This window comes from Agrobacterium sp. 10T429 (genome assembly GCF_056393925.1).
Genome location: NZ_JBFTGV010000007.1, coordinates 14,775 through 39,181 on the forward strand (window position 1 = coordinate 14,775; position 24,407 = coordinate 39,181).

The following is a 24,407-nucleotide window of genomic DNA, read 5'->3' on the forward strand; positions in this document are numbered from 1 at the left end:
CTCACAAGCCAAGGGCGGCGCTCAACTCCTGCCATTCTCGCGGGCTAAGGCCGCTGTCAACCTGGGTCACCACCTCGCCGGCGATTAGTCGACGGACCAGCTTCACTGCACTGCCAGACAACTGAACAGCATCCATTCGATGCTCTAGGAAAGCGGCGTGCGCGAGCGGAACCCAGGCGGCCATGATGTCCAACATGATATCAGCATAGGCCCTAATCTCATACTGGGCGTGCTTGTCTGCTCTCAGGCGCAGAAAATTCATCAGATTGTGAAGGTTGGTCTTCCAGTACCACTGAGTGTAGAAATTTAGCGACAGGTTCATCCGCGCCAGTTCCCGGGCCAATCCGGCGCGCGCACCCTCATGGTCTGGTCTTTCCTGCTCATTCAACATCGTCGTGTAGCCGGAGTAAGCGTTTTCGGCGTCTCTCCGCAGAAGTGAAAGTACTTCGGCAGCTTCGTCGCCCTCCAGTACCGCACCTCGACCTTGCCTGTTCGAACTGGATTGCGCCGCGAGATGTTGCGGCTCGGGAATATAGAACTCATTGTCCAGCACGGAGTAACGGGCCGAGTATTCATTCACGCTCGCCGTGCGATGGCGGATCCATTGTCGCGCGACAAAAATCGGCAGCTTCACGTGGAATTTGATTTCGGCCATTTCGAACGGCGTGGTGTGATAGTGCCGCATGAGATAGTTGATAAGGCCGCGATCTTCTTGGACACGCTTGGTACCTCTCCCGTAGGAAACCCGCGCGGCCTGGACGATTGCGCTGTCGTCCCCCATGTAGTCGACCACTCTGATCAGCCCATGGTCCAAAACTGGAAACGCGGTATGGAGAACCTCCTCGAGTCCGGCCGAAATCGGGCGGAGGGTTGCGGCAGGGGTCGATCTCAATGCTTGGATCTCAGCATCTTGCTCTGTCGTCAGTCTGGTCAAAATTGGTCTCCACGGAAGCTCGCAATGCAAAGTTTGATATATATATAGACGACGATCGAACATACAGTAAAAGACGGCAATTGAACTCCGGCAAATCGGCGGTGATTCTAAATCATGCCCCATTCCCGAAACCTCCCCCCTCCCCCTTCATCTCGCGCAAGCCCAACTCCTCGACAATCCGCAGCGCCGCCCTCGGCGTGGGCGGTCATCCCGGCCGATACCAGCGGTTTTGCCATGACGAGCTAGACTATTTTCGGGAGTTTTGACGACGTCCGCTTTCCGACCAGCTTGCGTTCCATCATGGTTCGCGCCAGTGCCAGCCGATCGTGCTCCTTCATGCCGATCTCGGCGGCCGCCAACAATCCATGCGCAATGGCCAGCAGTCGCGCTTCCCGGTCGCGATGCCGACGCCGATCCACGGGGATGTATTTCTGGCCGAGATTGATGGCGGCAAGATGCACGCCGGTGGTGACACCAGCCTGCGCAGGATCGACGCGGCAAGCAGCCGCCCAAGCCAGGGTGCGTGCTGCAGGACGGAAAGTTCGTTCCAGGCACCGAGAGCGACGATCGCCTGCAGCACCGGCGGCAAATTTTCGGCCTGCCGAACTACACCGTGCCATTCGTCCAGTCGCTCATCTTCATCCCGGTCGAGATCATAGATCATCGGATTTTTTCCGGAGCGCTTTTGGCGGGGCCAAGCGCCCTTGCTTGTTCGAGGGCGGCTTCAGAGCGGGCGATCAGAGCGTCGATGGAAGCGAATTCTTTCGAAAGCGCGCAGGCATCCTCTTCCTCGTTGCCCTCCACTGCTCCGTTCGTGATGTCGGGCAGAGCGTCGTCGTCAACCACGACGGATGTATCATCATCCAAAGATGCTGCAGGCAACGCCTGCCCGGACCATGCGCGGGCCTGTCGGAGGCTGCGCAGGCCTTCGGTTGACAGCGCCCAGTCGGGCGGCTGGGCGACAAGTCTTGGGCGGGTGCGCAAAACATCGCGGGCGATGGTGAGTTCGTGGGTTGGCGTGCGGATATCTTTGGTGGCGTCGTGGAGGACGAGGTCTTCGAGATTGACGACCTCGCCGTCGATCCACAGCGAGACGTAGGCGTCGGCAAAATGGGAGCGTTCGACAAAGCCCTCCCCGACCGGCGAACGGGCAATGCGCTCGTCGAGGCGTGTCAATGCGGACGCCACGTCCGAAATCAGCCGCAGCAACGTCGAAATGGTCAATTTTACAAGATCGTAAACCATTGAAATAATAGTAAATTATTTGCTAAACGGACACTAGTGAATAGTTGCTGTCGTCACATCGTATGGTTTTGGGTCGGCGCGTTGACCATCGATAACTATTCCACATCAATTATGAAAGTTTTAATGCCGCAACAATATTTAGAAATTACATATATGAAACTCTGCTCTGGGAACCGAGGAATTCTCCAATAAAATCGGTCTGAAGATACTCAGTTTTATCCCATCGCCATGGGCAGCGCGCTATGCTCCCATTGGAGATTCAATTCAATTGTCTCGGATCGGCCTACACCATGGGGTGGAACCAAACTGACGGTGCGCTGCGCAACTTGCAGTGCGCTGTCGGAGCAGCCGTATGCGGCTTGGATCAGGACCGAGGTCCGTCGTTTCGTTCCAGCACCTTCATTCGTGCGATCCGCGGGAGAAAAGGCTATCGTGCATCTAAGGACCCTATTTTTTGTTCTATCAGCCTTTGGGCTGACTGCCTGCCAGCAGGGGCCGCTGATGAAATCCCCGCCGCTTGACGTTGAAATGATGGTTTCCGATAACGCCAAGCGGCGCTGCGTGATCAGAGAGGCACCGCGGCCTATGCGACGTGTTTTAACCGTGAAGCAGCCGAAGGCGGACGATGTGAAAATGATTGAGGCCCGCACTCAGAACCCAAACACGGTCATTCGCGCTAGAACTTTTCCTGGTCTCCGCGCAAAAGCTGCGTACACGCGTCACCGGACATTGTGCAACGCACAAAATTCGGAGGAATAGGTATGAAATTCGGATTTTTAGATACATATCATCCGAAAAAATTGGGTTAAAACTCTCCCAACTCAAGGAGAGACACCATGACGGACACGACATCAGAATTTGATGGGTCAACGATTGGCCTGGAAGCCGCAGAAGAACCCGCATGGACCGCCGCAACCTGGTTTGCGGTTCTTTCGATGGCGGCCACGAGTTTTGCGCTGGTATCGGCCGAGTTTCTGCCAGCGGGGTTGTTGACGCCCATGGCGCGCGATCTCGGTATTACGGAGGGTACGGCCGGGCAGGTTGTTACGGCGACCGCTTCCGTTGGCGCTGTAACGGCTTTGCTGAGCAATGTTCTCATCGGCAAACTGAACCGCAAGACCGTGCTTGTTGGGCTTAGTGCGCTGGCGATTGGCTCCAACATTCTCGCATCAGTTGCTGCCGATTTCTGGCTATTGCTGGTCGGCCGGGCCGGACTGGGTATTGCGCTCAGCGGCTTCTGGGCACTTTCGGTTGCTGTCGTGGCGCGGTTGGTCGGCGCGAATTCGACCGGGCGCGGCATGGCTATCGTCACACTCGGCGTTTCACTCGCCACCATTGCGGCTCCCTCCATGGGCGCCTTAATCAGCGACTGGGTGGGATGGCGCATTGCCATGTCGATGACGGCGGGGCTTGCGATTATTGCCATGCTGCTTCAGATATTCAGCCTACCCTCGCTGCCAGCAAGTACAAGCAATAGCCTTTCCGATGTTTTCCGCCTGACGCAGCGGCGCAGCGTTCAACTGGGGATGCTTGCCATCCTGTTGCTGATGACGGGGCATTTTGCCGGTTCGGTCTATGTACGTCCCTTCCTCGAACAGGTGACGCTGCTTGAGACCACGCCGATTGCTCTCGCCCTGCTCGGCTTTGGCGTTGCTTCCGTGATCGGCAATGTGCTGGGTGGCCGCATGGCAGACACCAGTATCCGCCTCGCGCTCATCGTTACCGCCGCCCTGATGGCATTTGCGACAATCGCCCTCGTTATCTGGGGTGTTCATAGCGGTGCCGCATTCGCGCTCGTCGCGCTTTGGGGCCTTGCCTTCGGCATGGCGCCCGTGGTGCTGCCGACCAACCTTTCCCGCGGAGCACCCGATGCTCTGGAAGCGGCAGGCAGCCTGATGGTTGTTTCTTTCCAGGTGGCTATCAGTATCGGGGCTGTTGTCGGCGGATACATCGTGGATTCCTACGGCGCCACTGCGCCGCTGGCGCTGACCGCGATCCTGGCGGCATCCACGGTCGCACTTGCCTTGCTGCAGCGTCGCGATTGACCCTGTCCGTGACGGCAGATACCTAAAACGAAAGTCCCGCCCGGAATTTGGTCCGGGCGGGACATTTGTGAAAAGACGATTTTTCTTGCCGTCGCTCTGATTATTTGCGGTAGGAAAGACCACCCCAGATACGGCCTTCGTCTCTGTGTCGGCCACCGTGTACTGCACCGATATAAGCAGCGGCAGCAGAAACGAGAGCGGAAGCGGCCAGCAGGAACGCGGTTAGAATGCCTGCGACGCGCGCTTTTTCTGCGGCATCCGCAGCCTTGGCCTTCGCATCGTCCAACGCCTTCTGCGCCTCAGCCTTCACGGTCTCTACCTGCTTCTGCGCTTCATCGACTTTCTTCTGCGCTTCCGCCCTGACGGCCTGCACGCGTTCAACCGTCTGGTTTACGCGCGTTTGCGCATCCGTCTGGCTGATGTTTGTGCGGGCAGCGACCTGGTTGGAAAGCCATGTCTTATCGGCATCGGATATCTCACCGGTTGCAAGAAGATTGCCGAGGATGCCGCTGATCTGGCGCTGATAATCGCCGGCGCTCTGGTCACCCGTCAGAGGGGCGGCGGGCGCGTCGGTTCTCAAAAGACTATCCGTGAAATAGTCGATTGGATTGGCTTTCAGGCCCTGCGGAAGCATTTGCTCGATGCTAGGCGCTGCAGCCTGACCGGCGCCTTGCGCCAGACCACCTGCTGCGCTGCCAGCGCCGGAAATGATGCCGCCCGCAAGTTGGCCAGCACCCTGAACGGCGCCACCGACGGCGGAACCCGTTGCCTCAACCGCGGTCTGCGCCACGCTGCCGACAGCCTTGGCGCCACCGGACAGCACGCCGAGCGCAAGAAACGCCGAGACGACCGTGCCGAGACCCCATACGACCAGGCCATTCACACCATCGCGGACCGTCAGTTCGTTCCTGTCGGCAGCGCCGGCAGGCCGACGCATGCGGCCGGCAATATAGCCACCCAGCATGTAGGAGCCGACCATGGAAATGATGACGAACAGCGCCGTTATGATCAGCCAGACTGTGCTAACCTCGCCGCCATTGTCCGCCGAGATTGAACTCAGGCCCAGGCCGCCCGCAAATGCGGTGAGAATAGCCATGGCGCCCGAGGAAATGACGGCACCGGCGAAAATCGCTGGCCAATCCACATAGCTGCGGTTTGGATTCGTTTCGATACCCGTTGGATCAACCATCAGCGTAGCCCCAACAATGAGAGGATGAACAGGACAACGACGACGAGGCCGACTAGATAGATGATGGAATTCATGCGATCTCCTCCGAATGGACGATCAATCCTCCGCGTAGCGGCGATTATATGCAGTGAGACATGCGAGCTGATTGCTCCTTCACCAAACTCGCCGCGCTCCAAAAAGTTTCACGACTTCTCGTTGCTTCGGAATGATTTTGCGCAATTCCACCGGCGAGGTGATGAAAGAAATGTGCTCGTGGTCGCCAAAGAGAGGTCGCCGAACGCAGGCAAGCAGCATGACCAGCCAGACACAAGCCACCCGAACCAGATTGCGACGGAAGGAGATATACCATGTCTGCAATCGATCGAATTGGCTCCACCGCCTCGCTTTACATACGCCCGCGGCCACAGGACGTTTCCCAGGCCGTGCCCGAACCCACACCCGAACGGTCGGCATCGTTGATCGGAGGGGGCGCCGCGCCTTCGCTCTCCTCCAATCTTGCCAACGCACTCTGGTCGCTCCGGGGGCAAGAGGGCGGAATAGAAGAGACGCCGCTTGAGGGCGGCGGCACAGGCTCGGATGAGGATGAGCTTAGCCGCTGGGCAAATATGAGCCTTGGCGAGAAAATCCGGGCCCAATACCTGGAGGCGCGGGGATTGTCCGAAGGCGACCTTGCCGCCATGCCGCCCGACGAAAGAAAGGCAATAGAGGACGAGATCCAGAAGGCGATAAGGGTCGCGATGGAAGCTCCAAAAGACGATGACGTGAGCGTGCTCGCGGGCCTTTAAGCGTGACATGCCTCCGGGGCACTGCGCAGCGCTACGATCTGATACATAAATGCGGGTTTCAGGAAACATGCCGGATACCTGCAGGGCAGATCATTGCCTGATCTATTTCGGATCAGGCAGGATTTCCCATGAAGAGGCAGATTTTCTTCGCCGTCGCCCTATCGGGTGCGGCAGCAGGTTTTGGAACCGTTTATTCGAGCTCAGCGGACACGCCGCCGGAACTTGCTTCTCCCATCTATGGTGTCACGCTTCCTGAAGGATATCGTGACTGGAAGTTCATCGCGCCCGCGCAGGAAGCGCCGCCGCTGGACGAGCTTCGCGCTGTTCTGGCAAACGATATCGCCGTCGACGCCTATAAGAGCGGAACCCTGCCCTTTCCCGACGGCTCGATACTTGTGAAGCTCGCCTATAAGCGGCAGCAATCCACAGAGTTTCCGCCGGCCACGGTTCCGGGCGCGGCGACCACAGTGCAGGTGATGGTGAAGGACTCCAGGAAATATGCCGCCAGCCACGGCTGGGGCTTCGGGCGGTTTGTCAACGGCAAGCCGGTGGATGCCGCCCAGCATGAGACGTGCCTCTCCTGCCACGAGGGCAACGTCAAGGACCATGATTTCGTCTTCACGCGATATGCACCGTAACCGATGCCGGGGCTTGGGCGATTTCGCTTTCGCGACTGTTCGCGGAAAGGCGGCCTCTACACTCGATTACAAATTCACCGAAGCCCGGACACATCAGGGATACGTGACGCCGGGAAATTGGCGCCATCGCCGGGTCGCCTTCGCCGCCCGGAGCCGCGAACCCAAGCCTGAAAGGACAAGATGATGACGTTTCTGGTCATTGCCTATCTCGGAGGGGCGCTGACAATTCTCAGCCCCTGTATCCTGCCCATCCTTCCCTTCGTTTTTGCGCGGGCGGGGCAACCCTTCCTGCGCAGCGCACTGCCCCTGCTTACGGGAATGGCGGCAACCTTTTGCGCCGTCGCGACGCTTGCCGCTGTTGGCGGGAGCTGGGCAATCAGCGCCAATGAATATGGCCGGCTCGTGGCGCTTGCGCTGCTTGCGATCTTTGGTGTCGGCCTGATTTCGCCCCGCGCGGCCAGCATCATCACCCGCCCGGTCGTTGACCTCGGTAACCGGCTCGCCAATGCCGCCGGCAAGCCCGGGTCAGTACCGACGATTGCGGGCTCCCTGATACTCGGCATCGCCACCGGGCTTTTATGGGCACCCTGCGCGGGACCAATCCTCGGGCTTGTCCTGACGGGGGCGGCCCTGAAGGGGGCCAATCTGGAAACGAGCCTGCTGCTTGCCGCCTATGCCGCCGGGGCAGCGACATCCCTTGCCGTCGCCATCCTCATCGGCGGCCGAGTATTTGCGGGTATGAAGCGGTCTCTGGGTTTCAGCGAGCGGATCCGCCAAGTGCTTGGCTCGGCGGTGCTTGCCGGCGTCACGGTCATCGCGCTCGGTCTGGATACGGGTTTCCTGTCGCAGATTTCCTATGCGAGCACGGCATCCTTCGAACAGCAGGTGCTCGATCGGCTCCGCACCACCAAAGCGCCTGAAGCGGCAACGGCGGCAGGTGCCAGCGCTGCTGCGGCCCGGTCGGAGCTGCCGGTTGAGGGCAAGGCTCCATCCCTCGACGGCGCCGTCGAGTGGCTCAATTCCCCACCCCTCACGCGTGAACAATTGCGTGGCAAGGTCGTCCTCGTCGACTTCTGGACCTATTCCTGCATCAACTGCATCCGCACCATTCCCTATGTGCGGGCCTGGGCAGACAAATACCGGGATCAGGGCCTCGTCGTCATCGGTGTCCACGCCCCCGAATTCGCCTTTGAAAAGAAAATCGACAATGTCAGGCAGGCCGTCGCCGGCTTCAAGATCGATTACCCGGTGGCAATCGATAATGATTACAAGATCTGGCGCGCCTTTGATAACAGCTATTGGCCGGCGCATTACCTGATCGATGCCAAGGGCCAGATCCGCTACCACCATTTCGGCGAAGGCGATTATCGGCAGACCGAAGAGGCGATCCAGGACCTGCTGCGTGAAGCCGGTAATAGCGCTTCCTCCAGCGCACCGGTGAGTCCGGAGGCGACAGGGGCTGAAGCCGGTGCGGATATCGGGCACATGCGCTCCGGCGAAACCTATATCGGCTACCGGCAGGCTGAGAATTTCGCATCTAACGAGGCGGTGCGCGCGGACACGCCGCGCGACTACTCCGTCACGACGCCTTCCCTCAACGAATGGGGACTTTCCGGTACCTGGACGGTTGGCGCGGAGGCGGCCACACTTGATGCGGCTGATGGCGGCATAACCTACCGCTTCAGCGCCCGTGACCTGCATCTGGTCCTTGGACCGGCAAGCGCCGGAAAACCGGTTCGTTTCCAGGTCACCGTCGACGGGCATCCGCCGGGCGCAGATCACGGCGCCGACACGGACGCCGAGGGCAATGGCGTTGTTACCTCAACCCGTCTTTACCAGCTCGTCCGCCAGTCCGGCACCGTCGAAGCGAGAACCTTTGCCATCCGCTTCCTCGACCCCGGCGTGCAGGCCTATGCCTTCACGTTCGGCTGAACCTGCATTTTCATTCCTTTTCCCATCAAACGAGAGGAAGGCATGATGAACCGTCGTCTCATGCCAAAATTCGCGATCGCCATCGCAACCACACTGATCGCTTTTGCCGCACAGTCGGCAGAGGTGAAGAATATCGTCATAGTCCATGGCGCGCTGGCCGATGGTTCGGCCTGGCGCCGCGCGACAGAGATCCTTCAAAGCCGCGGTTTCAACGTCACGATCGTGCAGGAGCCAATCACCTCGCTTGCCGATGATGTAGCGGCCACCAACCGTGTCCTCGATCTCCAGCACGGCCCCAGCCTGCTCGTCGGGCACAGCTACGGCGGCATGGTGATTTCGGAAGCCGGCAATCGACCGGACGTGGCCGGGCTGGTCTATGTCGCCGCCTTCCAGCCGGAGAAAGGAGAGAGCCTTCTCGACCTCGCCGGCTCCAAACCGCCCGCCGGCAACGGCATCAAGCCGACGAAGGATGGCGCGTTCCTTTATCTCGATCCCGCCGTCTTTGGACAGGATTTCGCCGGCGATCTGCCGCGTGAGGACGCGGCCTTCATGGCAAGAAGTCAGGTCTTCGCCGCCAAGGCCGCCTTTGCCGCCAAGGCCGACGAACCAGCTTGGAAAACAAAGAAAAGCTGGTCGATCGTCGCAACGCAGGACCGGTCAATCAACCCCGATCGCGAGCGTAACATGGCCAAGCGCGCCGGCAGTGCGGTGACCGAGATTGCGGCAAGCCATGCGGTCTTCGCCTCCCAGCCCGATAAGGTTGCAGACGTCATCGAACAGGCCGCCCGGCAATCCTCAAAGTAAGCGCACCTCGGTAAGATCAAATGCAGCCGCCCCAGACATCGGGGTGGCTGATTGCGTTGGAAGGGCGAGCCAAATGTATCAGTCTGTATCCGGAATGCACCCTGCTACAAAACCATTCACAGTCGCCTCCCTTGGGACACATCGACGATACACGCACCCTGTTACCTGCCCGGCATCCACCACGGACAGGAGAGACAGCAAATGACTTCCGAGATCAATTTCCAGCGCCGCCGCTTCTTTGGCATTGCCGCAATGACGGTTGCCGCCGTCGAATTCGCTTCAGTAGGCCTTGCTCATGCCAAGGGCGAAGCGCCTGCGCCTCAGCCGTCAACCGGACGCGACGAAGCCACCTCTTTTGGCGCCCTGAAGCAGGTTGAAGCGGGTGTACTCAGCGTCGGTTATGCGGAAGCCGGCCCCGCAGACGGCCCGGTCGTGCTGCTGCTGCACGGATGGCCTTATGACATCTACAGCTATGTTGATGTCGCACCCATCCTTGCATCGGCTGGATATAGGGTACTCATCCCCTATCTGCGCGGATATGGCACGACCCGTTTTCTCTCGGACGACACGGCACGCAACGGACAGCAGGCGGCGCTTGCGGTCGACATGATCGCCTTTCTCGACGCACTCGGCGTCAAACAGGCCGTCGTGGCCGGTTATGACTGGGGCGCTCGCACCGCCGACATCATGGCCGCACTCTGGCCCGAGCGTTGCACGGGGCTCGTGTCGGTCAGCGGCTATCTCATCGGCAGTCAGGAAATCAATAGAAAGCCACTTCCGCCCAAGGCGGAACTTTCGTGGTGGTATCAGTTCTATTTCGCGACGGAACGCGGCCGTGCGGGTTACGCAGCGAACACCCGCGACTTCGTGCGCCTTATCTGGCAGACGGCATCTCCGACCTGGAAATTCAGTGACGAGACCTTCAATCGTTCGGCCCCCGCATTCGACAATCCCGACCATGTGGCCATCACCATCCATAACTACCGCTGGCGGTTGGCACTGGCAGACGGGGAAGCCAAGTACGATAATTACGAGCGGCAGCTTGCGAAACTTCCCGTCATCACCGTGCCGACGATAACATTGGAAGGCGACGCCAACGGTGCTCCGCATCCAGACCCTTCCGCCTATGCATCGAAGTTTTCCGGCAAATACCAGCACCGCAACATCAGCGGCGGCATAGGCCACAACCTTCCGCAGGAGGCGCCAGAAGCTTTTGCCAGGGCTGTTCTGGACGTCTCAAAGCTTTAAACTTGCCGAAGCCCGTGAACCGTTGTCTTACTGCATGTGACAGCGGGGCGCGCGGTAGCGGGCCACTCGAACCGTCCGGACGACGAAGGCATCCAATGGACCATATTGACCATATTCTCGTCGTGGACGACGACAGGGAAATCCGGGAGCTGGTCTCCAGCTACCTGAAGAAGAACGGCCTGCGTACGAGCGTGGCGGCCGATGGACGGCAGATGAGAAGTTTTCTCGACGGCAATACCGTCGATCTCATCGTGCTCGACGTGATGATGCCTGGCGATGACGGGCTAGTTTTATGCCGTGAGCTGCGGGCGGGGAAACACAAAGCCACTCCGGTGCTGATGCTGACGGCCCGCGATGACGAGATGGATCGCATTATCGGGCTCGAAATGGGCGCCGACGACTATCTGTCGAAGCCCTTCGCTGCCCGTGAGCTTCTTGCGCGGATCAAAGCCATCCTGCGCCGCACGCGGATGCTGCCTCCCAATCTGCAGATCAGCGAGGCCGGGCAGCTCCTGACCTTTGGTGAGTGGCGCCTCGACACGGTGGGCCGTCACCTGCTCGACAGGGAGGGCACGACCGTGGCCTTGAGCGGCGCCGAATACCGGCTCCTCAGGGTCTTCATCGATCATCCCCAGCGCGTACTCAACCGGGACCAGCTGTTAAATCTCACTCAGGGCCGCGATGCCGAAATTTTCGATCGGTCGATCGATCTTCTCGTGAGCCGCGTGCGCCAAAGGCTGGGGGATGACGCGCGCGAACCCGTCTACATCAAGACGGTGCGGGCGGAAGGCTATGTCTTTGCGGTCCCCGTGGAGATTTCGGAGCCGCGGATATGAACGGCCCACGCCTGCTCGCCGGCTGGTGGCCGCGCTCGTTGCGGTCCAGACTTTTCATCATCCTGCTTGCGGGCCTCGCCATTGCCTACGGTCTGTCGTTCAGCATCCTCTTTGCCGAACGATATATGTCGGCAAAGGCGATCATGCTCGGCACTCTTGAGCAGGATCTGGCTGTATCGATCGCCATAATCGACCGCCTGCCTGCGGAAGAGCGGGCGCAATGGGTCCATCGCCTGAGCCGCAGCAATTATCAACTCGTCCTCGGCCCGGGTGTTCCAGGTGTTTCCGACATGTCCGGCCGCGGCGCTGAAATTGCGCAGAGGATCGAGGAGGCCGCAGGACACCGTTTCCCCGTCAAGGTCGAGTCCATTCCCGGCGACGGCAAGCGGCTTCAGGCGCATCTGACGCTATCGGACGGCTCACCCCTGACAATTGACGTGACACCGCGCGGCGTGATGCCGCTGGCGGAGTGGCTGCCTTATGTCTTCGCCGCGCAGATGGCGCTTCTTCTTCTGTGCACCTGGTTTGCAGTACGACAGACGACCAGACCGCTCAGCGCGCTGGCTGCGGCAGCCGAAGCGTTGGATCCGGGGGAAAAGGGCTTGCCGATGAGTGAGAGCGGTCCAAGCGAAGTTGTCCACGCCGCCCGCGCCTTCAACGCGATGCGCGATCGCGTCGCCCAATATCTCGAGGAGCGGGTCCAGATTCTCGCGGCGATTTCGCACGACCTGCAGACGCCCATCACCCGGATGCGGTTGCGGGCCGACATGGCAGACGATACGCCGGAAAAGGAAAAGCTGGTCAGTGACCTGCGTGAAATCGAACGTCTAGTACAGGATGGTATCGCTTATGCACGCAGCGCTCATGGCAATGGCGAGAAATCCTTACGTATCGATCTGGCCTCTTTCATCGACAGCATAGCCTACGACTATCAGGATACCGGAAAAGCAGTCACGGTTGACGGTATGGTGCGCGGCACAGCATCGACAAAGCCACATGCCCTGCGAAGAATCCTGACGAACTTCATAGATAACGCACTCAAATTCGGGGGCAGTGCAGAAATCAAGGTCGACCGACGCACTGAAGGTACCGTGGTCATCACGGTGCTCGATCGTGGGCCGGGCATCCCCGACGAGATGCTGCGAAATGCCATGCAGCCCTTTTTCCGGATTGAAACATCGAGAAACCGCGACACCGGCGGAACAGGACTCGGACTTGCGATCGCGCAGCAGCTCGCCGGAACAATCGGCGGCTCGGTGCGCCTCTATAACAGGCAAGGCGGCGGGCTTGCAGCCGAGGTGGCTTTTGCCTGAGAGGGACGTAGGTCAACGATAAGTATCCCTTATCGATAGTAGTTGATTTCGCGGCGCAAATCGCCGAAAATCGGGGCAAATCACGGTGCCAGCGGCCGCCGAAACCCGCGATTCTGGAGCCTATCGTGCCTAAAGCGAAGACATCACACACGTCCGTCGAGCGGCGCGCCGAGGAGCTCGATACCATCGCGTCCGTTTTGCCGCTCGAACGCCGCGACGAGCTTGCCGAGCTGTTGACCGATGATGACATCGAGACGCTGCGGCATCTCGTTAATCAGGGAATGGGCGACAATACGCTGAGGGCCCTGACGTCTGATCTTGCCTACCTCGAGGCCTGGGGTCTCGCTGCCACCGGACAATCCCTGCCCTGGCCGGCGCCCGAGGCGTTGCTGCTCAAATTCGTAGCCCATCATCTGTGGGATCCGGAAAAGCGCGCAAGTGACCCCAACCACGGCATGCCCGATGATGTCGACAAAAATCTACGGCGTCAGGGTTTCCTGAAATCCGTCGGCCCGCACGCGCCTGACACGGTGCGGCGCCGGCTCGCCAGCTGGTCGACATTGAGTAAGTGGCGCGGTCTTTCGGGTGCCTTCGCCTCCCCTGCTCTTAAGTCAGCCATTCGTCTGGCCGTGCGCGCCGTTCCGCGAACCCGTGCGCGCAAGAGCGCAAAGGCCGTCACTGGCGACGTTCTGGCAAAGCTGCTGGCGACGTGYGAGTCAGACAGCCTGCGCGATCTACGCGACAAGGCAATCCTGATGGTCGCCTTTGCTTCCGGCGGCCGTCGACGCAGCGARATCGCCAGGCTACGCGTCGAGCAGCTGACAGTCGAGCCACCGATCGAGGTGGACGACGGTCCTCCCCTCCCCTCACTTGCCATTCATCTTGGTCGAACCAAAACGACGACAGGCGAGCAGGACGATGTCGTCTATCTCACAGGCCGACCTGTCGAGGCGCTGAACGCCTGGCTGGCAGCCGCAAAGATCGAAATGGGCAGCGTGTTTCGGGGAATTGGGCGATGGGGCACCGTTTCGCGGCGTGCGCTCGATCCGCAGTCGGTCAATGCGATCCTGAAGCAGCGGGCACAGATGGCCGGGCTAGACAGTGGGGAATTTTCGGCGCACGGGTTACGATCGGGATATATGACGGAGGCCGCCACTCGCGGAATTCCCCTTCCCGAGGCGATGGAGCAATCGCGTCATCGCTCAGTGCAGCAGGCATCAAGCTATTACAATAATGCCACACGGCGCAGTGGACGTGCCGCCAGAATTCTGTAGTCATGGTCAAACCTTTCGCAAAACGGCGTCACGACACAAAAGTGATGAATCTGTCCGACATTGGGGAGTAAATCAGGAACAAGTGTCCTATAACTCGTTGAATGCGGACAAATTCCGCTTTCTCGTCGAACTTACATCAATTCGGACGAGAGCCAATAAGCCCTAATACCTTGGTCACCACATCGAGTATCGAAGCCGCTGTTATCATGCTGTTGGCCAGTTCATATCGCTCGTCGGCGATTGATTTAAGGCGTCCGGTGGCGTCCGATATACCTCTGGTAACCTCACTATAGTTTGCCGAACCCTGCCTACCAAGGACCTCGTCGTACTCTTTTTTCAGGCGGTTCACCGAGAAGGATATGCGACCCTTCGCGGCCGGTTTTGCAGTGGGGTAAGCACGCATAAAATTGATCATAGCGTCTTGCAGCACGCGAGCCGCGGCTTCGTTGGTGGTCATTTTTAGGTCGCCTTGTTAGCCGCGATCGCTTTTTTGAGATCGGCGATGTCGTCCAAAAACAGGTTGATATCTGTTATCGCGTCGGCGAAGTTCTTGCTGCCGTCGGCGAGATCTTGGTGGGCCTCCAGTAGCCTTGTCATCAGCTCTATGCTTTCTCCGACTATCCGCGAGCGGTCTTGGAAGTCGCGTTTGGCTTTATCGATGGTGGCGTATTGCTGGTAAGCTGCCACTCCCGTCTTCCGAAAGTGGGCGAGGTTGCAGCGCGCGGCGGCTTCCCACTGCATCATCCGCTTTTTGATCAATTTCTGATCATCTCGATACTCATTGAAAACGAGAACGGTAGCGTCATTCAGGTAAGGTTGGACCTCCTTAGCGATCTCCTGAATCCGTCGCAAACGGTCCTGTTCTGACATGTAGACCCCGGAGTCGACAGCCAGCTTAAATACTGGAGCAACTACTGCGGCTCCCGGGGAAGCCACTGCGGCTGCAGTTGAAAGACGTGCGGCGCTGGCAGTCAATTTGGCAGCCGCCGCCTTGAGGTTCGCAACAGCGTCAGGATCGGTGGCTGTGGCTAATGCCTTTGCGTAGCCGGAAAGGGCTTTGAGGAACGCATCGCGCTCCTGCAAGCGAAGGATCGGGGCATTCGCACGAGGGGGTGCGATAGTGTAGCGCGAAGATTTAAGATAAAGGCAGGCGTTGTCTTCGGTTGCGTACGCCACGGAGAGGTCGTTCTCAAGTCGACCGGCTTCAGCTACGAGTGAAACAGTATTGGTTGCCGCCGCGCCGAATTTTGCCACTTGGGCTGATTGAACGCCAGATCCACAGGAAGATAAGCTGATGGCAATGGAAACCATGCCACCAGAAACCACATGATAACGACGGCACGACAAAATCGCAAGCAGCGGCATGGATACCTAACTCCGTTACTTTATAGGAATATGACTTGCGAGAGGTAAACTTAGAGGTGTCTGCGGTGATGCTTCTTATGACCGAGATCGTTCCAATTTTTGCTGTTATTTAATAATATTTTAATCATAGAAGTGGACGACGTGCAATAACGGAGTTGTATTTTACGTGGACGCTATCATCGCGTGTTGGCCCAGGCGGCCCTAACGTGCTATTTTAGCCATATTGAAGAACAAATATAGAATCCAGTCAAATTCGTGCACTACCACCCGCAGTCACTCGTAGAATTAGTTTGCGCTGGCTGGAAACGATCTGCCAACTGATAGCGCTGACCGAGCGTTTGGAGGCAATGGCCCGCCCATGGTGGCCTATCGCTTCGAAGACAGTCGGGCGACCGACTGCGTGGCACGGCACCTCAGCGGCTATCGCGGGATTCTGCAGGTTGACGGGTACGGGGCCTGCAGCAAACTCGTCCGCAAGGATGGCGGCAAGGACAGCGTTATTCTGGCTGGCTGCTGGACACATAATTGGCCTCGACAGCAAGACGAATAGCGCCAGCCTCGCGATGGCTCCCCTTCCCCATTCTACTCATACCTCAGCAAACCCGCCCTGAAGACAGAAGACACTCCCGTGGCGAAACAAATACCCCAAAATCGGTAGAACGGCCTTGCTCAGGTTAAGTCGCTCGAAACCCATCAAATTCCCTGCTAGACAATAATCAGTAATTTCTCTCCTGAAGCGGAAATCTAGCAGTTATGACAGATGATCCATTTTTTAAGCTTGAAGGCGCCAGTGATTGGAATGCGTTCATTGGCAGGCAGGGCAGCTTTGCCAATTACGCTGATGGATACATCGAAGCAGCACTTGACCTTGCTAACATGGTTCTCCGTGATCGTCTGTACATCCAGAGAGACACTTTAGTTATCCCCATCCTCTACAACGCACGGCACTCTATAGAACTACACCTCAAGCTAATCATCGGCGAACTATTCAAGGTTGGCATACTGGCTTCTGGTAACACACTTAATCACGACATCGCATCTCTCTTCCAGCACCTGACAAATTGTAGAGTTCCTGATCTAGCTTTCCGCAATCTTCTTGGCGACCTTCAACCATTTATTGAAAGCCTTGCTAGGGTCGATGATGACGGCCAAGAACTTCGGTACTACACAAATCGAAACGGTGAACGGAGCCTCAAAGATCGTTCGCTGGTCAACCTTGGGGTGATCCGCGACAGCCTCGTGGTTCTCAAAGATACGTTGGAAATTTTCAAGTATCGGACAGCTGAACTCTGCAATGAATTTCGCACCGGGACACATACGAAGCGTCTCTCAAGAAAAGATCTGTTCGAAATTGCGGGAATGCTTCCTAAGCGGGAGAAATGGTCAGACCCTAAATTTGACGATTGTAAGAAAGAAATTAAAGAGCGATACGGCATAGGAAGCGGCGAGTTCACGTTGGCGTTGCAGATGATGCAACAAAAGCGTGAGCTGAATAGTATTCTGGGCGTTCAAACGCCCCTGCTCCACCTAAGTGATGAAAAGGCAAATTTCCTGGCAAAAAAATGGCGACTATTTCATCCGCCCCGTAAGTCCGACGAGCTAGATATGGACTACTTCCGCCGAGACTTCGCTACGTCACGTAAAGACAGGGAGCACGAGCAGGGAACCTTAGACGACATTTTAGCGACACTAAGCATAGACGAATTGGCGGACGCCGAGACGATTTTCTATATGTCGCGCAACCGCGACTTTTCCGAGTACTATGAGGAGGATCTCGTTGAAAAAAAGAAGGAATTTCGCGTGTCGATGGATTTTAGGATGGAAATTTATGCTTTGATGCATAAAACTAACTTTCTTGAAGAATTCACATCAGGTGTGAAGAAACTCGGCCGATTAGAATTGGCAGCCAGTCTACAAGATCTCTGATCACCAGAAAACTCTCCGCAACAGGATAGGTCAAAGTATCAATGAGTCTTCTCGTCGAAATCCAAAACGACGCTATTTCAGATAAGGTTCCCGTTGCGACCCTTCTTAGAAAAGTGCTTGTTTTAGCGTCGAATCTCGACAGTGACGTGCTCGAAGAATGGGTCCGCTTCGAAATGAACGGTTATCCTCCTCAGGTAGACGTTCCCCAATATCGCCGTATCGCGATGAACTTTAGAGTAAGCGGAGGGAACATGGCGTATCAGATCACGAACGCTCCTGTGGCCTCCGCTGCCATCAAGGTTGCGACTGGTGTTAACGACATCCACATTCTCAAATATCGCCAAGCCATCGGAAATATCGATGTAGAGGAGCTTCGAAAGGCCGATTCATTGTCTGTCGACATGATGAACTACGCCCATAAGTTGCCCGGCAAAGTAACCGAGCGCACTTACGCAATCCACGCTTTCTGGGGTGAAATCCCCGTTCAGGAGGTCTTGGGTATTATCGAAGCCGTGAGAAACCGGGTCTTGGATTTTGCGCTAAATCTGGGAAAGCAGTATCCAAACGCGGGAGAAATCGACTCAATAAGTGCAAAAGAAGCAGCAGTGGAGCAAGTTGTGACGCAAATCTTCAACACTACAGTCCAAGGTAATGCAGGCGTTATTGGCACCGCCAACAATTCTACCGTCAACATCACGGTAAACGAGGGCAGTCTTCAAGACCTTCGCCAGCAACTGACTCAGTACGGCGTGACCAAGGAGGAACTCGATGGTCTTACGGAAGCTTTGAACGATGAGCCCGCAATTGGCGGCGAGAAGAAGTTCGGACCTAAGGTCGGGAAATGGGTCGGCGGAATGCTAGGTAAGGCTGCCTCCGGCGCTTGGGACGTGGGCATGCACGCTGGGGGCGCCTTGCTCGAAAAGGCCCTGTTAGGGTATTACGGCTATAGCAGCTAGGCGAAACTGGCCTTGCCCGAGCTCCTACATTCTGGAAAGTCTCTAAAAGAGCAGAAAGCGAGCCATTTACAGACAGTGTACAAAAGCCATTTATTTCGATACTGAAATAAGTAGCTTTATATGGCTTGCAGAGTTTGCCAAGAGAATGTGACCTGAGCTACTGCAGTTTTACTATGCCATATTAGCTCAGAGCTTCTAGGCAGTCTTTTGCAGCATTTTCGATGAACCGTCCCGCATGCATGGATACGTTCTTGTTGAACTTATCAGGGTTGTTGCGTAGAAAGCCTCGCAGATGCTCCACCTGCTCGTCCACCTGTGCGAACCGCGCCGCCAGTGAGCACAATTCGGCGGTGTGATTTGCACCATTCTTACCCGATATCATATAATAGATGTCGAAGGCATCACGAGTTCGTTTTGGCGTCGACACGCTTTCACACTTCGATAGGATAAATGCGGTGGCGTTCAAAATAGGTACTTTATGCGCGGCGGGCTCACCATCAAGATCAACTCCCGTGACGCTCACCGTGGAAAAAAGGTTCTCTTCATAGACGATCGCCGCCGAACGAAAGCCGATGGATTTCGCAAATCTTGAACCTCTGTGATCATATGCATCGTCAACCCCTAGGTCGAAAATGTCATTGAACATCTGTGGCGTATCCCCTGCTTCGTAAGGGTGCATCAGATCTATGTTGAAGACAAATTCGCGTGTTCCAACGGCGGCGTCACGAAGCAGTTGGAATTCATGCTTAGCCGACGGCCTGAAACGCTTATCCAAAAGTGCCTGCGTAGCTGCTTGAACGGCGTTTAGTTCATCAATCATCAGAACATCGACATCTCTTGTACCAGGATGAACTAGGTCAGGATGATCTGGCTCAATCAATAAAGGTACCCACCCCCCAGCCACGACGTAGCGAAGTTTCGTTTCGTTGAGAGTTGCCACGGCTGATAGAAGTAGAGCGTGGCACGCCTCATTGAGATTATCAAATGGCATTCAAATAATCCTCCAGGTCGTTATCCAAACGAAATTCAATCGAAGCTGCGAACGAATTATGGGTTGATCGCGAAGACTCAGACTCCAACTATGCATCTTCCTGCTCGAAGACAACAGAGATTTGCCCAAAGCTGTAGAGATCCGAGAATGGTCCAACACATCCCCTCCCCGAACACCATACTTTAAGCAATTTCTGCCGCATAGGGCCGCCAAAGTGCTTTTGATGCAGGTTTTGTCATGGCTTCACCGAACGCCGCATTTCGAGCCTGGTGACGTTGTACTTAGCTCATACACTCTTACAAACGGTCATTTTCTCACGCATTCCTTATCTGTACAAAGCACCTGAAAAATGCGCGAAAAAAACATGACAAAACGGCAAGCCGCCAATCCATCGCAGGTCCCCAAACGGGCCGCCGACCTGCCCACCGCAGAACTCCCACCAAAATATCGAACAGGTGGCGTCTGAAGACCAGTAACAACGATACTTTTCGATACAGTTTTGCAGTTTCCGGAAACATGCCGGATACGCCGATCCGTCACAAAGCTCCTATCACGAAACGCCGCAGCAGCGGCAAAATGAAAGGAACTTCCCGTGACCAAGATCGAGACTGTTCTTTATACCGGCAAGACCCACACGACAGGTGGGCGCGACGGATCGGCGCAAAGCGATGATGGCGCGCTTGGCATCAAGCTTTCCCCTCCGGGCAGCGGGAAGCCGGGCACGAATCCCGAGCAGCTTTTTGCGGCAGGCTGGTCGGCATGTTTCATCGGCGCCATGACAAAGGCGGCGGCAAAACACCAGCTCCGGCTTCCAGCCGACACCACTGTCGATGCGGAGGTTGACCTCGGCACGACGGGTGGCGAATTCTTTCTGCAGGCTCGCCTGACTGTCAGCCTGCCCGGTATCGATCGTCCCATCGCACAGACGATAATAGACGATGCCCACCAGATCTGCCCCTATTCGAAGGCAACCAGGGGGAACATCGATGTTACGCTCATTCTCGCTTAAGCCGATGGTTTCCGCCCGCGCGCTTGTCATCGCCATCGTGTTTGCGGCGATATTTGCAGTGCCATGCGTATATGACGCAACATCCGACGAGCCCTCGCCGCTTGCGGGACTTCTTGGCGCGGTTTCATCGATCTGACCTCAAGGAAACGGCTCGGCGCCCCGCCGCGGCCGTTTTCGCCAACACTTCTTCCTGCCATCCCTCTTGGTTACGCAGTCGCGTTGCGCAACGCCCTGCGGCAAGCGGACAATCTGTCCACCACCCTTTCACGATATCGGAGACCGGCCTGCCGGTGGGCAAGCGGGTCCTGCCTATGGACGCAGGGCTGCCGAAACCGCCATCTGAACACGGGTCAAAAATCAGGGAAGGTCATGTCTTGCGTCACTCCATCGTTGCGCTACGGTTGCGATCAGGGATTTTCACTGGAGGGACTAAGGTATGTGCAACCATTGCGTGATCGAGAACGTGAAAAAGAACATGCTGTCGCGACGCTTGCTGTTCAAGGGCGCCGTGGCCGGTGTAACGGCGATGACGGCTGGCAGCCTCGCGCCCCCGGTCCTTGCGCAAACACCCAGACAGGTCATCGATCTCACACATACATATGATTCCACATTCCCTACATTCGATGGCAAGCCGGGCATAGAATACGAGTGGGCAGCTGAGATCGCCAAGGACGGTTATCAGCTCCATAAACTCACGATCTACGAACATACCTCAACGCATATTGACGCACCTTTCCACTTCAGCGCCGACGGGGCGAGTGTCGATCAGCTGGAACCGCAAAAACTTGTCGCGCCGCTGGTCATCATAGACATCACAGACCGCGCAAAAGAGGATGCCAATTCCACGATCGAGGCCGAAGACATCGAGCGCTGGATATCCGCAAATGGCGACATCCCCGCAGGTTCGATCGTCGCTCTGCGCTCCGGCTGGGCAACCAGAGTAAAGAGCCCCTCCTTCCGCAATGACGACGCCGGAAAATTTGCCTTCCCCGGTTTCGGCAAATCGGCAACCGACCTCCTGCTCAAGCACGATACGGTCGCAATCGGTGTCGACACGCTCTCGCTTGATCCTGGCAACTCTGCCGATTTCGCAGTTCACAATTCCTGGCTTCCGGCAGGGCGCTACGGCATCGAAGGCCTCAACAACCTTGAGGCTTTACCGGTAAAGGGCGCGACAATCGTCGTCGGCGCGCCTGCACATCGAGGCGGAACGGGTGGTCCGGCCCGGATTCTGGCTCTGGTCTGAACGCAGCATGGCGGGGCGCCGCCGGATGCAGCAACCGCTTACCTGCCGCATCGGATCAATCCGCTCTGCATCCGCTGCGGTCGCGAAGAAAAGGCTGGGCGACGCGTCGCCCCGCGCTTGCCAGGAAGAATTCCAAGCGGTGACGTCGCGAAGAACATATTTTCTTGCTGCATAACGTTAGGTCAAGAAACTACCGCAAGGGAAGGTTTCGATGGATAATCGACGCCTGTATTGCCGTTCAGGGAGCGCTCAGACGCGCCACCGTCATTTTTCCCATTGCGCCCAGCGGTCGTCACGTCGCAGCTTTTCCAACCCCCGCCAGTTTACGGACAGGCAGACATGTTTTCCGGCTCTCTGTAACGCGACGCAGGCGTCCCGGATTTCCGGCGACCTGCTCCAATCGGTAGGCACGATTTGCATTGACTGGCCTTTGAACGAGGTGCCGCGCTGCAAGGCGATCATGAGGAATGAGGGCTCCCATCAAGTATGTTCCACTATATGGACCTTACAGATGGACAAATTAACCGCATAAATCCGTCTATTTACTGTTGATTTCATGAATTTTCCTGTGTATCCCGAATACATGATTTTGTAACGGTCCATATTGTGGAGGCAATATACCGATACATTCAGACCTTTGGAGGGGTCTGGCCTGTCTGGAAACAACAGCTATCCTGATGTCGCGGTCGTGGCACGGACGTTCTGTTTTGCAGACATGTTCATTGCGAAGGTTGTTCTGTGGGAGAGGAGGCCCCGATGACCATGACCGCAAACGCGAATGACGACGTATTTGTACTCGATGGCGAACTGTTGCACACCGGACAGGTAACAGGCTCCTGGTTCATGCGCCCCATCGAGGCCGTGGCGGCGGTGCTGCTGGCGGTGATGATCGGCCTGCTTCTGCTGGGCGTGACGTCACGTTATGCCCTGCATCTACCGATTGTCTGGATCGATGAAACGGCGTCCTTGTGCTTTCTGTGGTTTGCCATGCTGGGCGCGGCAATCGCGATCGATCGCAGTGAACACCTGCGCCTCACGCTGTTTCTCAACATGTTCCCGCAACGTGTTCTGGGCTATATCAATTCCCTGGCACTGGTGCTGGTGGCTACATTTCTTGCCGCAATCATCAAGCCCGCCATGGAATACGCCATCGAGGAGTGGGTGGTCACGTCAGCGGCGCTGAATATTCCGATGTCGTTTCGCGCTGCAGCGCTGCCGGTCGGCGCCTGTCTTATGCTGCTTTTGGTGCTCAACAATCTCTTCCGACGAGAAAATCTGCGCGATATCATTGCGGCCCTTGTAACAGTCGCGGTTGCCTCCGGCCTGCTCTACCTGGCATCGCCGATGCTGGAATCCCTCGGCAATTTTAATCTGGCGATCTTCCTCGGCCTGTTCGTTGCGGTATTTCTTGTGCTGGGTGTTCCTATTGCCTTCTGCTTCGGCCTTGGAACCCTCGCCTATCTGACCTTCACCACCTGGGTTCCGACCATTGTGATGATCGGGCGCATGGATGAGGGCATGTCCGGCATCATTCTGTTATCAGTGCCAGTCTTCGTGCTGCTCGGCTGCGTGCTCGATGCAACCGGCATGGGTAAGGCGATTGTCGAGCTTCTGTCCTCGATGTTTGGCCACATTCGCGCGGGCATGTCCTATGTTCTGCTCGGTTCTCTGTTTCTTGTCTCCGGCATTTCCGGCTCCAAGGTTTCTGATATGGCAACCGTCGCACCGGCACTGTTTCCGGAAATGAAGCGCCGTGGCCACAAACCCAAGGAAATGATCGCGCTTCTGGCCACCGGCGCCGCCATGGCTGATACGGTTCCGCCCTCAATCGTGCTGATCGTTCTGGGTTCGGCGGCAGGTGTGTCTATTGCCGGCCTCTTCACCTCCGGTTTCATGATTGCAATGGTACTGCTTCTGGTGCTGGCCGTTCTGGCCCGCTGGAAGGCGCGGGATGAAAACATGGAAGGCGCAAAGCGCACGCCATGGCCGCAGGTCGGCAAGGCAGCCCTGATTGCCGCACCGGCGCTCGTTCTGCCCTTCCTCATCCGCAGCCTGGTGGGCGGCGGTGTCGCCACGGCAACCGAAGTATCCACTATTGCCGTGCTCTACGCCATGATCGTCGGCGCAGTGCTTTATGGCGGCATCAGCCTCAGGAAGCTTTATTCGATGCTGGTCGAGACGGCAGCCCTTTCAGGGGCGATCCTGCTGATCCTCGGCTGTGCATCGGCCATGGCCTGGGGGCTGACGCAGAGCGGCTTTGCTTTCCAGCTGACCGCGATGATTACCGATCTTCCGGGCGGCTGGATGACCTACATGGTCGTGTCGATCCTGATTTTCATGATCCTGGGCTGCGTCCTGGAAGGACTGCCAGCAATCGTTCTGCTCGCGCCGATCATGTTCCCGATCGCCCGCACGCTTGGCATCAATGACATCCATTATTCCATGGTCGTGGTGGTCGCCATGAATATCGGCCTGATGGCGCCGCCCATCGGTATCGGCTTTTACATCGCCTGCAAGATCGGCAACGTGTCGCCGGACGAAGCCATGGGTGCCATCTGGCCCTATCTCGCAGCCATGATCATCGGCCTGCTGCTGATTGCAGCAATCCCCGGATTTTCGACCATTCTGCTCTGAGACCGTGGCGGGTCCGCCCGCCACGCCGATGAATGAT

20 protein-coding genes and 2 pseudogenes are annotated in these 24,407 nt (G+C 57.2%); 16 read left to right on the forward strand and 6 right to left on the reverse strand.

The window, feature by feature from the left end:
- Window position 1 precedes the first annotated feature (1 nt).
- Both thyX and AC1DCP_RS16520 read right to left on the reverse strand, forming a co-directional pair.
- On the reverse strand, window positions 2-934 hold the full coding sequence (thyX, locus tag AC1DCP_RS16515) for an FAD-dependent thymidylate synthase (protein WP_476774460.1): 933 nt from the start codon (window positions 932-934) through the stop codon (window positions 2-4).
- 107 nt (window positions 935-1,041) lie between these two features.
- Window positions 1,042-2,179 (reverse strand): annotated as a pseudogene (locus AC1DCP_RS16520) (RHE_PE00001 family protein).
- Window positions 2,180-3,015: 836 nt separating this feature from the next.
- Between AC1DCP_RS16520 and AC1DCP_RS16525 the strand changes: the two are divergent.
- Complete coding sequence (locus AC1DCP_RS16525; RefSeq protein ID WP_476774461.1) at window positions 3,016-4,224, forward strand: MFS transporter; 1,209 nt, start codon at window positions 3,016-3,018, stop codon at window positions 4,222-4,224.
- Between the two features lie 100 nt (window positions 4,225-4,324).
- Here the strand turns inward: AC1DCP_RS16525 and AC1DCP_RS16530 are convergent, their stop codons facing one another.
- Window positions 4,325-5,413 (reverse strand): hypothetical protein, encoded by a 1,089-nt coding sequence (locus AC1DCP_RS16530; RefSeq protein ID WP_076844906.1) that lies wholly within the window; start codon window positions 5,411-5,413, stop codon window positions 4,325-4,327.
- Window positions 5,414-5,760: 347 nt separating this feature from the next.
- Here AC1DCP_RS16530 and AC1DCP_RS16535 point away from each other — a divergent pair, with 347 nt between their 5' ends.
- From AC1DCP_RS16535 to AC1DCP_RS16570, 8 genes are all read left to right on the forward strand, one after another.
- On the forward strand, window positions 5,761-6,198 hold the full coding sequence (locus AC1DCP_RS16535) for a hypothetical protein (protein ID WP_076844904.1): 438 nt from the start codon (window positions 5,761-5,763) through the stop codon (window positions 6,196-6,198).
- Between the two features lie 128 nt (window positions 6,199-6,326).
- Window positions 6,327-6,836 (forward strand): cytochrome P460 family protein, encoded by a 510-nt coding sequence (locus AC1DCP_RS16540; RefSeq protein WP_080800872.1) that lies wholly within the window; start codon window positions 6,327-6,329, stop codon window positions 6,834-6,836.
- Between the two features lie 183 nt (window positions 6,837-7,019).
- Window positions 7,020-8,768, forward strand: a complete 1,749-nt coding sequence (locus AC1DCP_RS16545; RefSeq protein ID WP_476774462.1) for a cytochrome c biogenesis protein DipZ — start codon at window positions 7,020-7,022, stop codon at window positions 8,766-8,768.
- Between the two features lie 45 nt (window positions 8,769-8,813).
- Window positions 8,814-9,572: an alpha/beta hydrolase gene (locus tag AC1DCP_RS16550; protein ID WP_476774463.1), complete on the forward strand. Its 759-nt coding sequence runs from the start codon at window positions 8,814-8,816 to the stop codon at window positions 9,570-9,572.
- Window positions 9,573-9,773: 201 nt separating this feature from the next.
- On the forward strand, window positions 9,774-10,820 hold the full coding sequence (locus AC1DCP_RS16555; protein ID WP_476774464.1) for an alpha/beta fold hydrolase: 1,047 nt from the start codon (window positions 9,774-9,776) through the stop codon (window positions 10,818-10,820).
- A 95-nt stretch (window positions 10,821-10,915) separates the two neighbouring features.
- Complete coding sequence (locus AC1DCP_RS16560) at window positions 10,916-11,656, forward strand: response regulator (protein ID WP_476774465.1); 741 nt, start codon at window positions 10,916-10,918, stop codon at window positions 11,654-11,656.
- Window positions 11,653-12,969 carry an ATP-binding protein gene (locus tag AC1DCP_RS16565; protein WP_476774466.1) on the forward strand — a complete coding sequence of 439 codons (1,317 nt, stop codon included), beginning with the start codon at window positions 11,653-11,655 and terminating at the stop codon, window positions 12,967-12,969. The genes AC1DCP_RS16560 and AC1DCP_RS16565 overlap by 4 nt, the downstream gene beginning before the upstream one ends.
- A 125-nt stretch (window positions 12,970-13,094) precedes the next feature.
- Window positions 13,095-14,243, forward strand: a complete 1,149-nt coding sequence (locus tag AC1DCP_RS16570) for a site-specific integrase (RefSeq protein ID WP_476774467.1) — start codon at window positions 13,095-13,097, stop codon at window positions 14,241-14,243.
- Window positions 14,244-14,379: 136 nt separating this feature from the next.
- On the opposite strand, the gene AC1DCP_RS16575 is transcribed toward AC1DCP_RS16570, so the two are convergent.
- Both AC1DCP_RS16575 and AC1DCP_RS16580 read right to left on the reverse strand, forming a co-directional pair.
- Window positions 14,380-14,700: a hypothetical protein gene (locus tag AC1DCP_RS16575; protein ID WP_476774468.1), complete on the reverse strand. Its 321-nt coding sequence runs from the start codon at window positions 14,698-14,700 to the stop codon at window positions 14,380-14,382.
- A gap of 2 nt (window positions 14,701-14,702) precedes the next feature.
- Window positions 14,703-15,608, reverse strand: coding sequence for a hypothetical protein (locus AC1DCP_RS16580; RefSeq protein ID WP_476774469.1), 906 nt, complete (start codon window positions 15,606-15,608; stop codon window positions 14,703-14,705).
- A gap of 328 nt (window positions 15,609-15,936) precedes the next feature.
- On the opposite strand from AC1DCP_RS16580, the pseudogene AC1DCP_RS16585 reads away from it, so the two are divergent.
- The 3 genes and pseudogenes from AC1DCP_RS16585 to AC1DCP_RS16595 form a co-directional block, all read left to right on the forward strand.
- A pseudogene (locus AC1DCP_RS16585) lies at window positions 15,937-16,134 on the forward strand (IS66 family transposase); the annotation flags it as partial.
- A gap of 227 nt (window positions 16,135-16,361) precedes the next feature.
- Window positions 16,362-17,534, forward strand: coding sequence for a hypothetical protein (locus AC1DCP_RS16590; protein ID WP_476774470.1), 1,173 nt, complete (start codon window positions 16,362-16,364; stop codon window positions 17,532-17,534).
- A 41-nt stretch (window positions 17,535-17,575) separates the two neighbouring features.
- Window positions 17,576-18,490 (forward strand): AbiTii domain-containing protein, encoded by a 915-nt coding sequence (locus tag AC1DCP_RS16595; protein WP_476774471.1) that lies wholly within the window; start codon window positions 17,576-17,578, stop codon window positions 18,488-18,490.
- A 181-nt stretch (window positions 18,491-18,671) separates the two neighbouring features.
- Here AC1DCP_RS16595 and AC1DCP_RS16600 read toward each other — a convergent pair whose 3' ends face one another.
- Complete coding sequence (locus AC1DCP_RS16600) at window positions 18,672-19,481, reverse strand: hypothetical protein (RefSeq protein ID WP_476774472.1); 810 nt, start codon at window positions 19,479-19,481, stop codon at window positions 18,672-18,674.
- 592 nt (window positions 19,482-20,073) lie between these two features.
- Between AC1DCP_RS16600 and AC1DCP_RS16605 the strand changes: the two genes are divergently transcribed.
- The 4 genes from AC1DCP_RS16605 to AC1DCP_RS16620 all read left to right on the forward strand — a co-directional run bounded on the left by AC1DCP_RS16605 (window position 20,074) and on the right by AC1DCP_RS16620 (window position 24,370).
- Window positions 20,074-20,490, forward strand: coding sequence for an organic hydroperoxide resistance protein (locus AC1DCP_RS16605; protein WP_065660157.1), 417 nt, complete (start codon window positions 20,074-20,076; stop codon window positions 20,488-20,490).
- Window positions 20,468-20,626 (forward strand): hypothetical protein, encoded by a 159-nt coding sequence (locus AC1DCP_RS16610; protein WP_155846277.1) that lies wholly within the window; start codon window positions 20,468-20,470, stop codon window positions 20,624-20,626. Before AC1DCP_RS16605 ends, AC1DCP_RS16610 begins: the two co-directional genes overlap by 23 nt.
- A 300-nt stretch (window positions 20,627-20,926) precedes the next feature.
- A complete protein-coding gene (locus AC1DCP_RS16615) occupies window positions 20,927-21,736 on the forward strand; it encodes a cyclase family protein (protein ID WP_476774473.1) in 810 nt (269 codons plus the stop codon).
- 756 nt (window positions 21,737-22,492) lie between these two features.
- The gene (locus AC1DCP_RS16620) at window positions 22,493-24,370 is read left to right on the forward strand and encodes a TRAP transporter large permease (RefSeq protein ID WP_013761236.1); all 1,878 of its coding nucleotides are present in this window, start codon (window positions 22,493-22,495) and stop codon (window positions 24,368-24,370) included.
- Window positions 24,371-24,407: the final 37 nt, after the last annotated feature.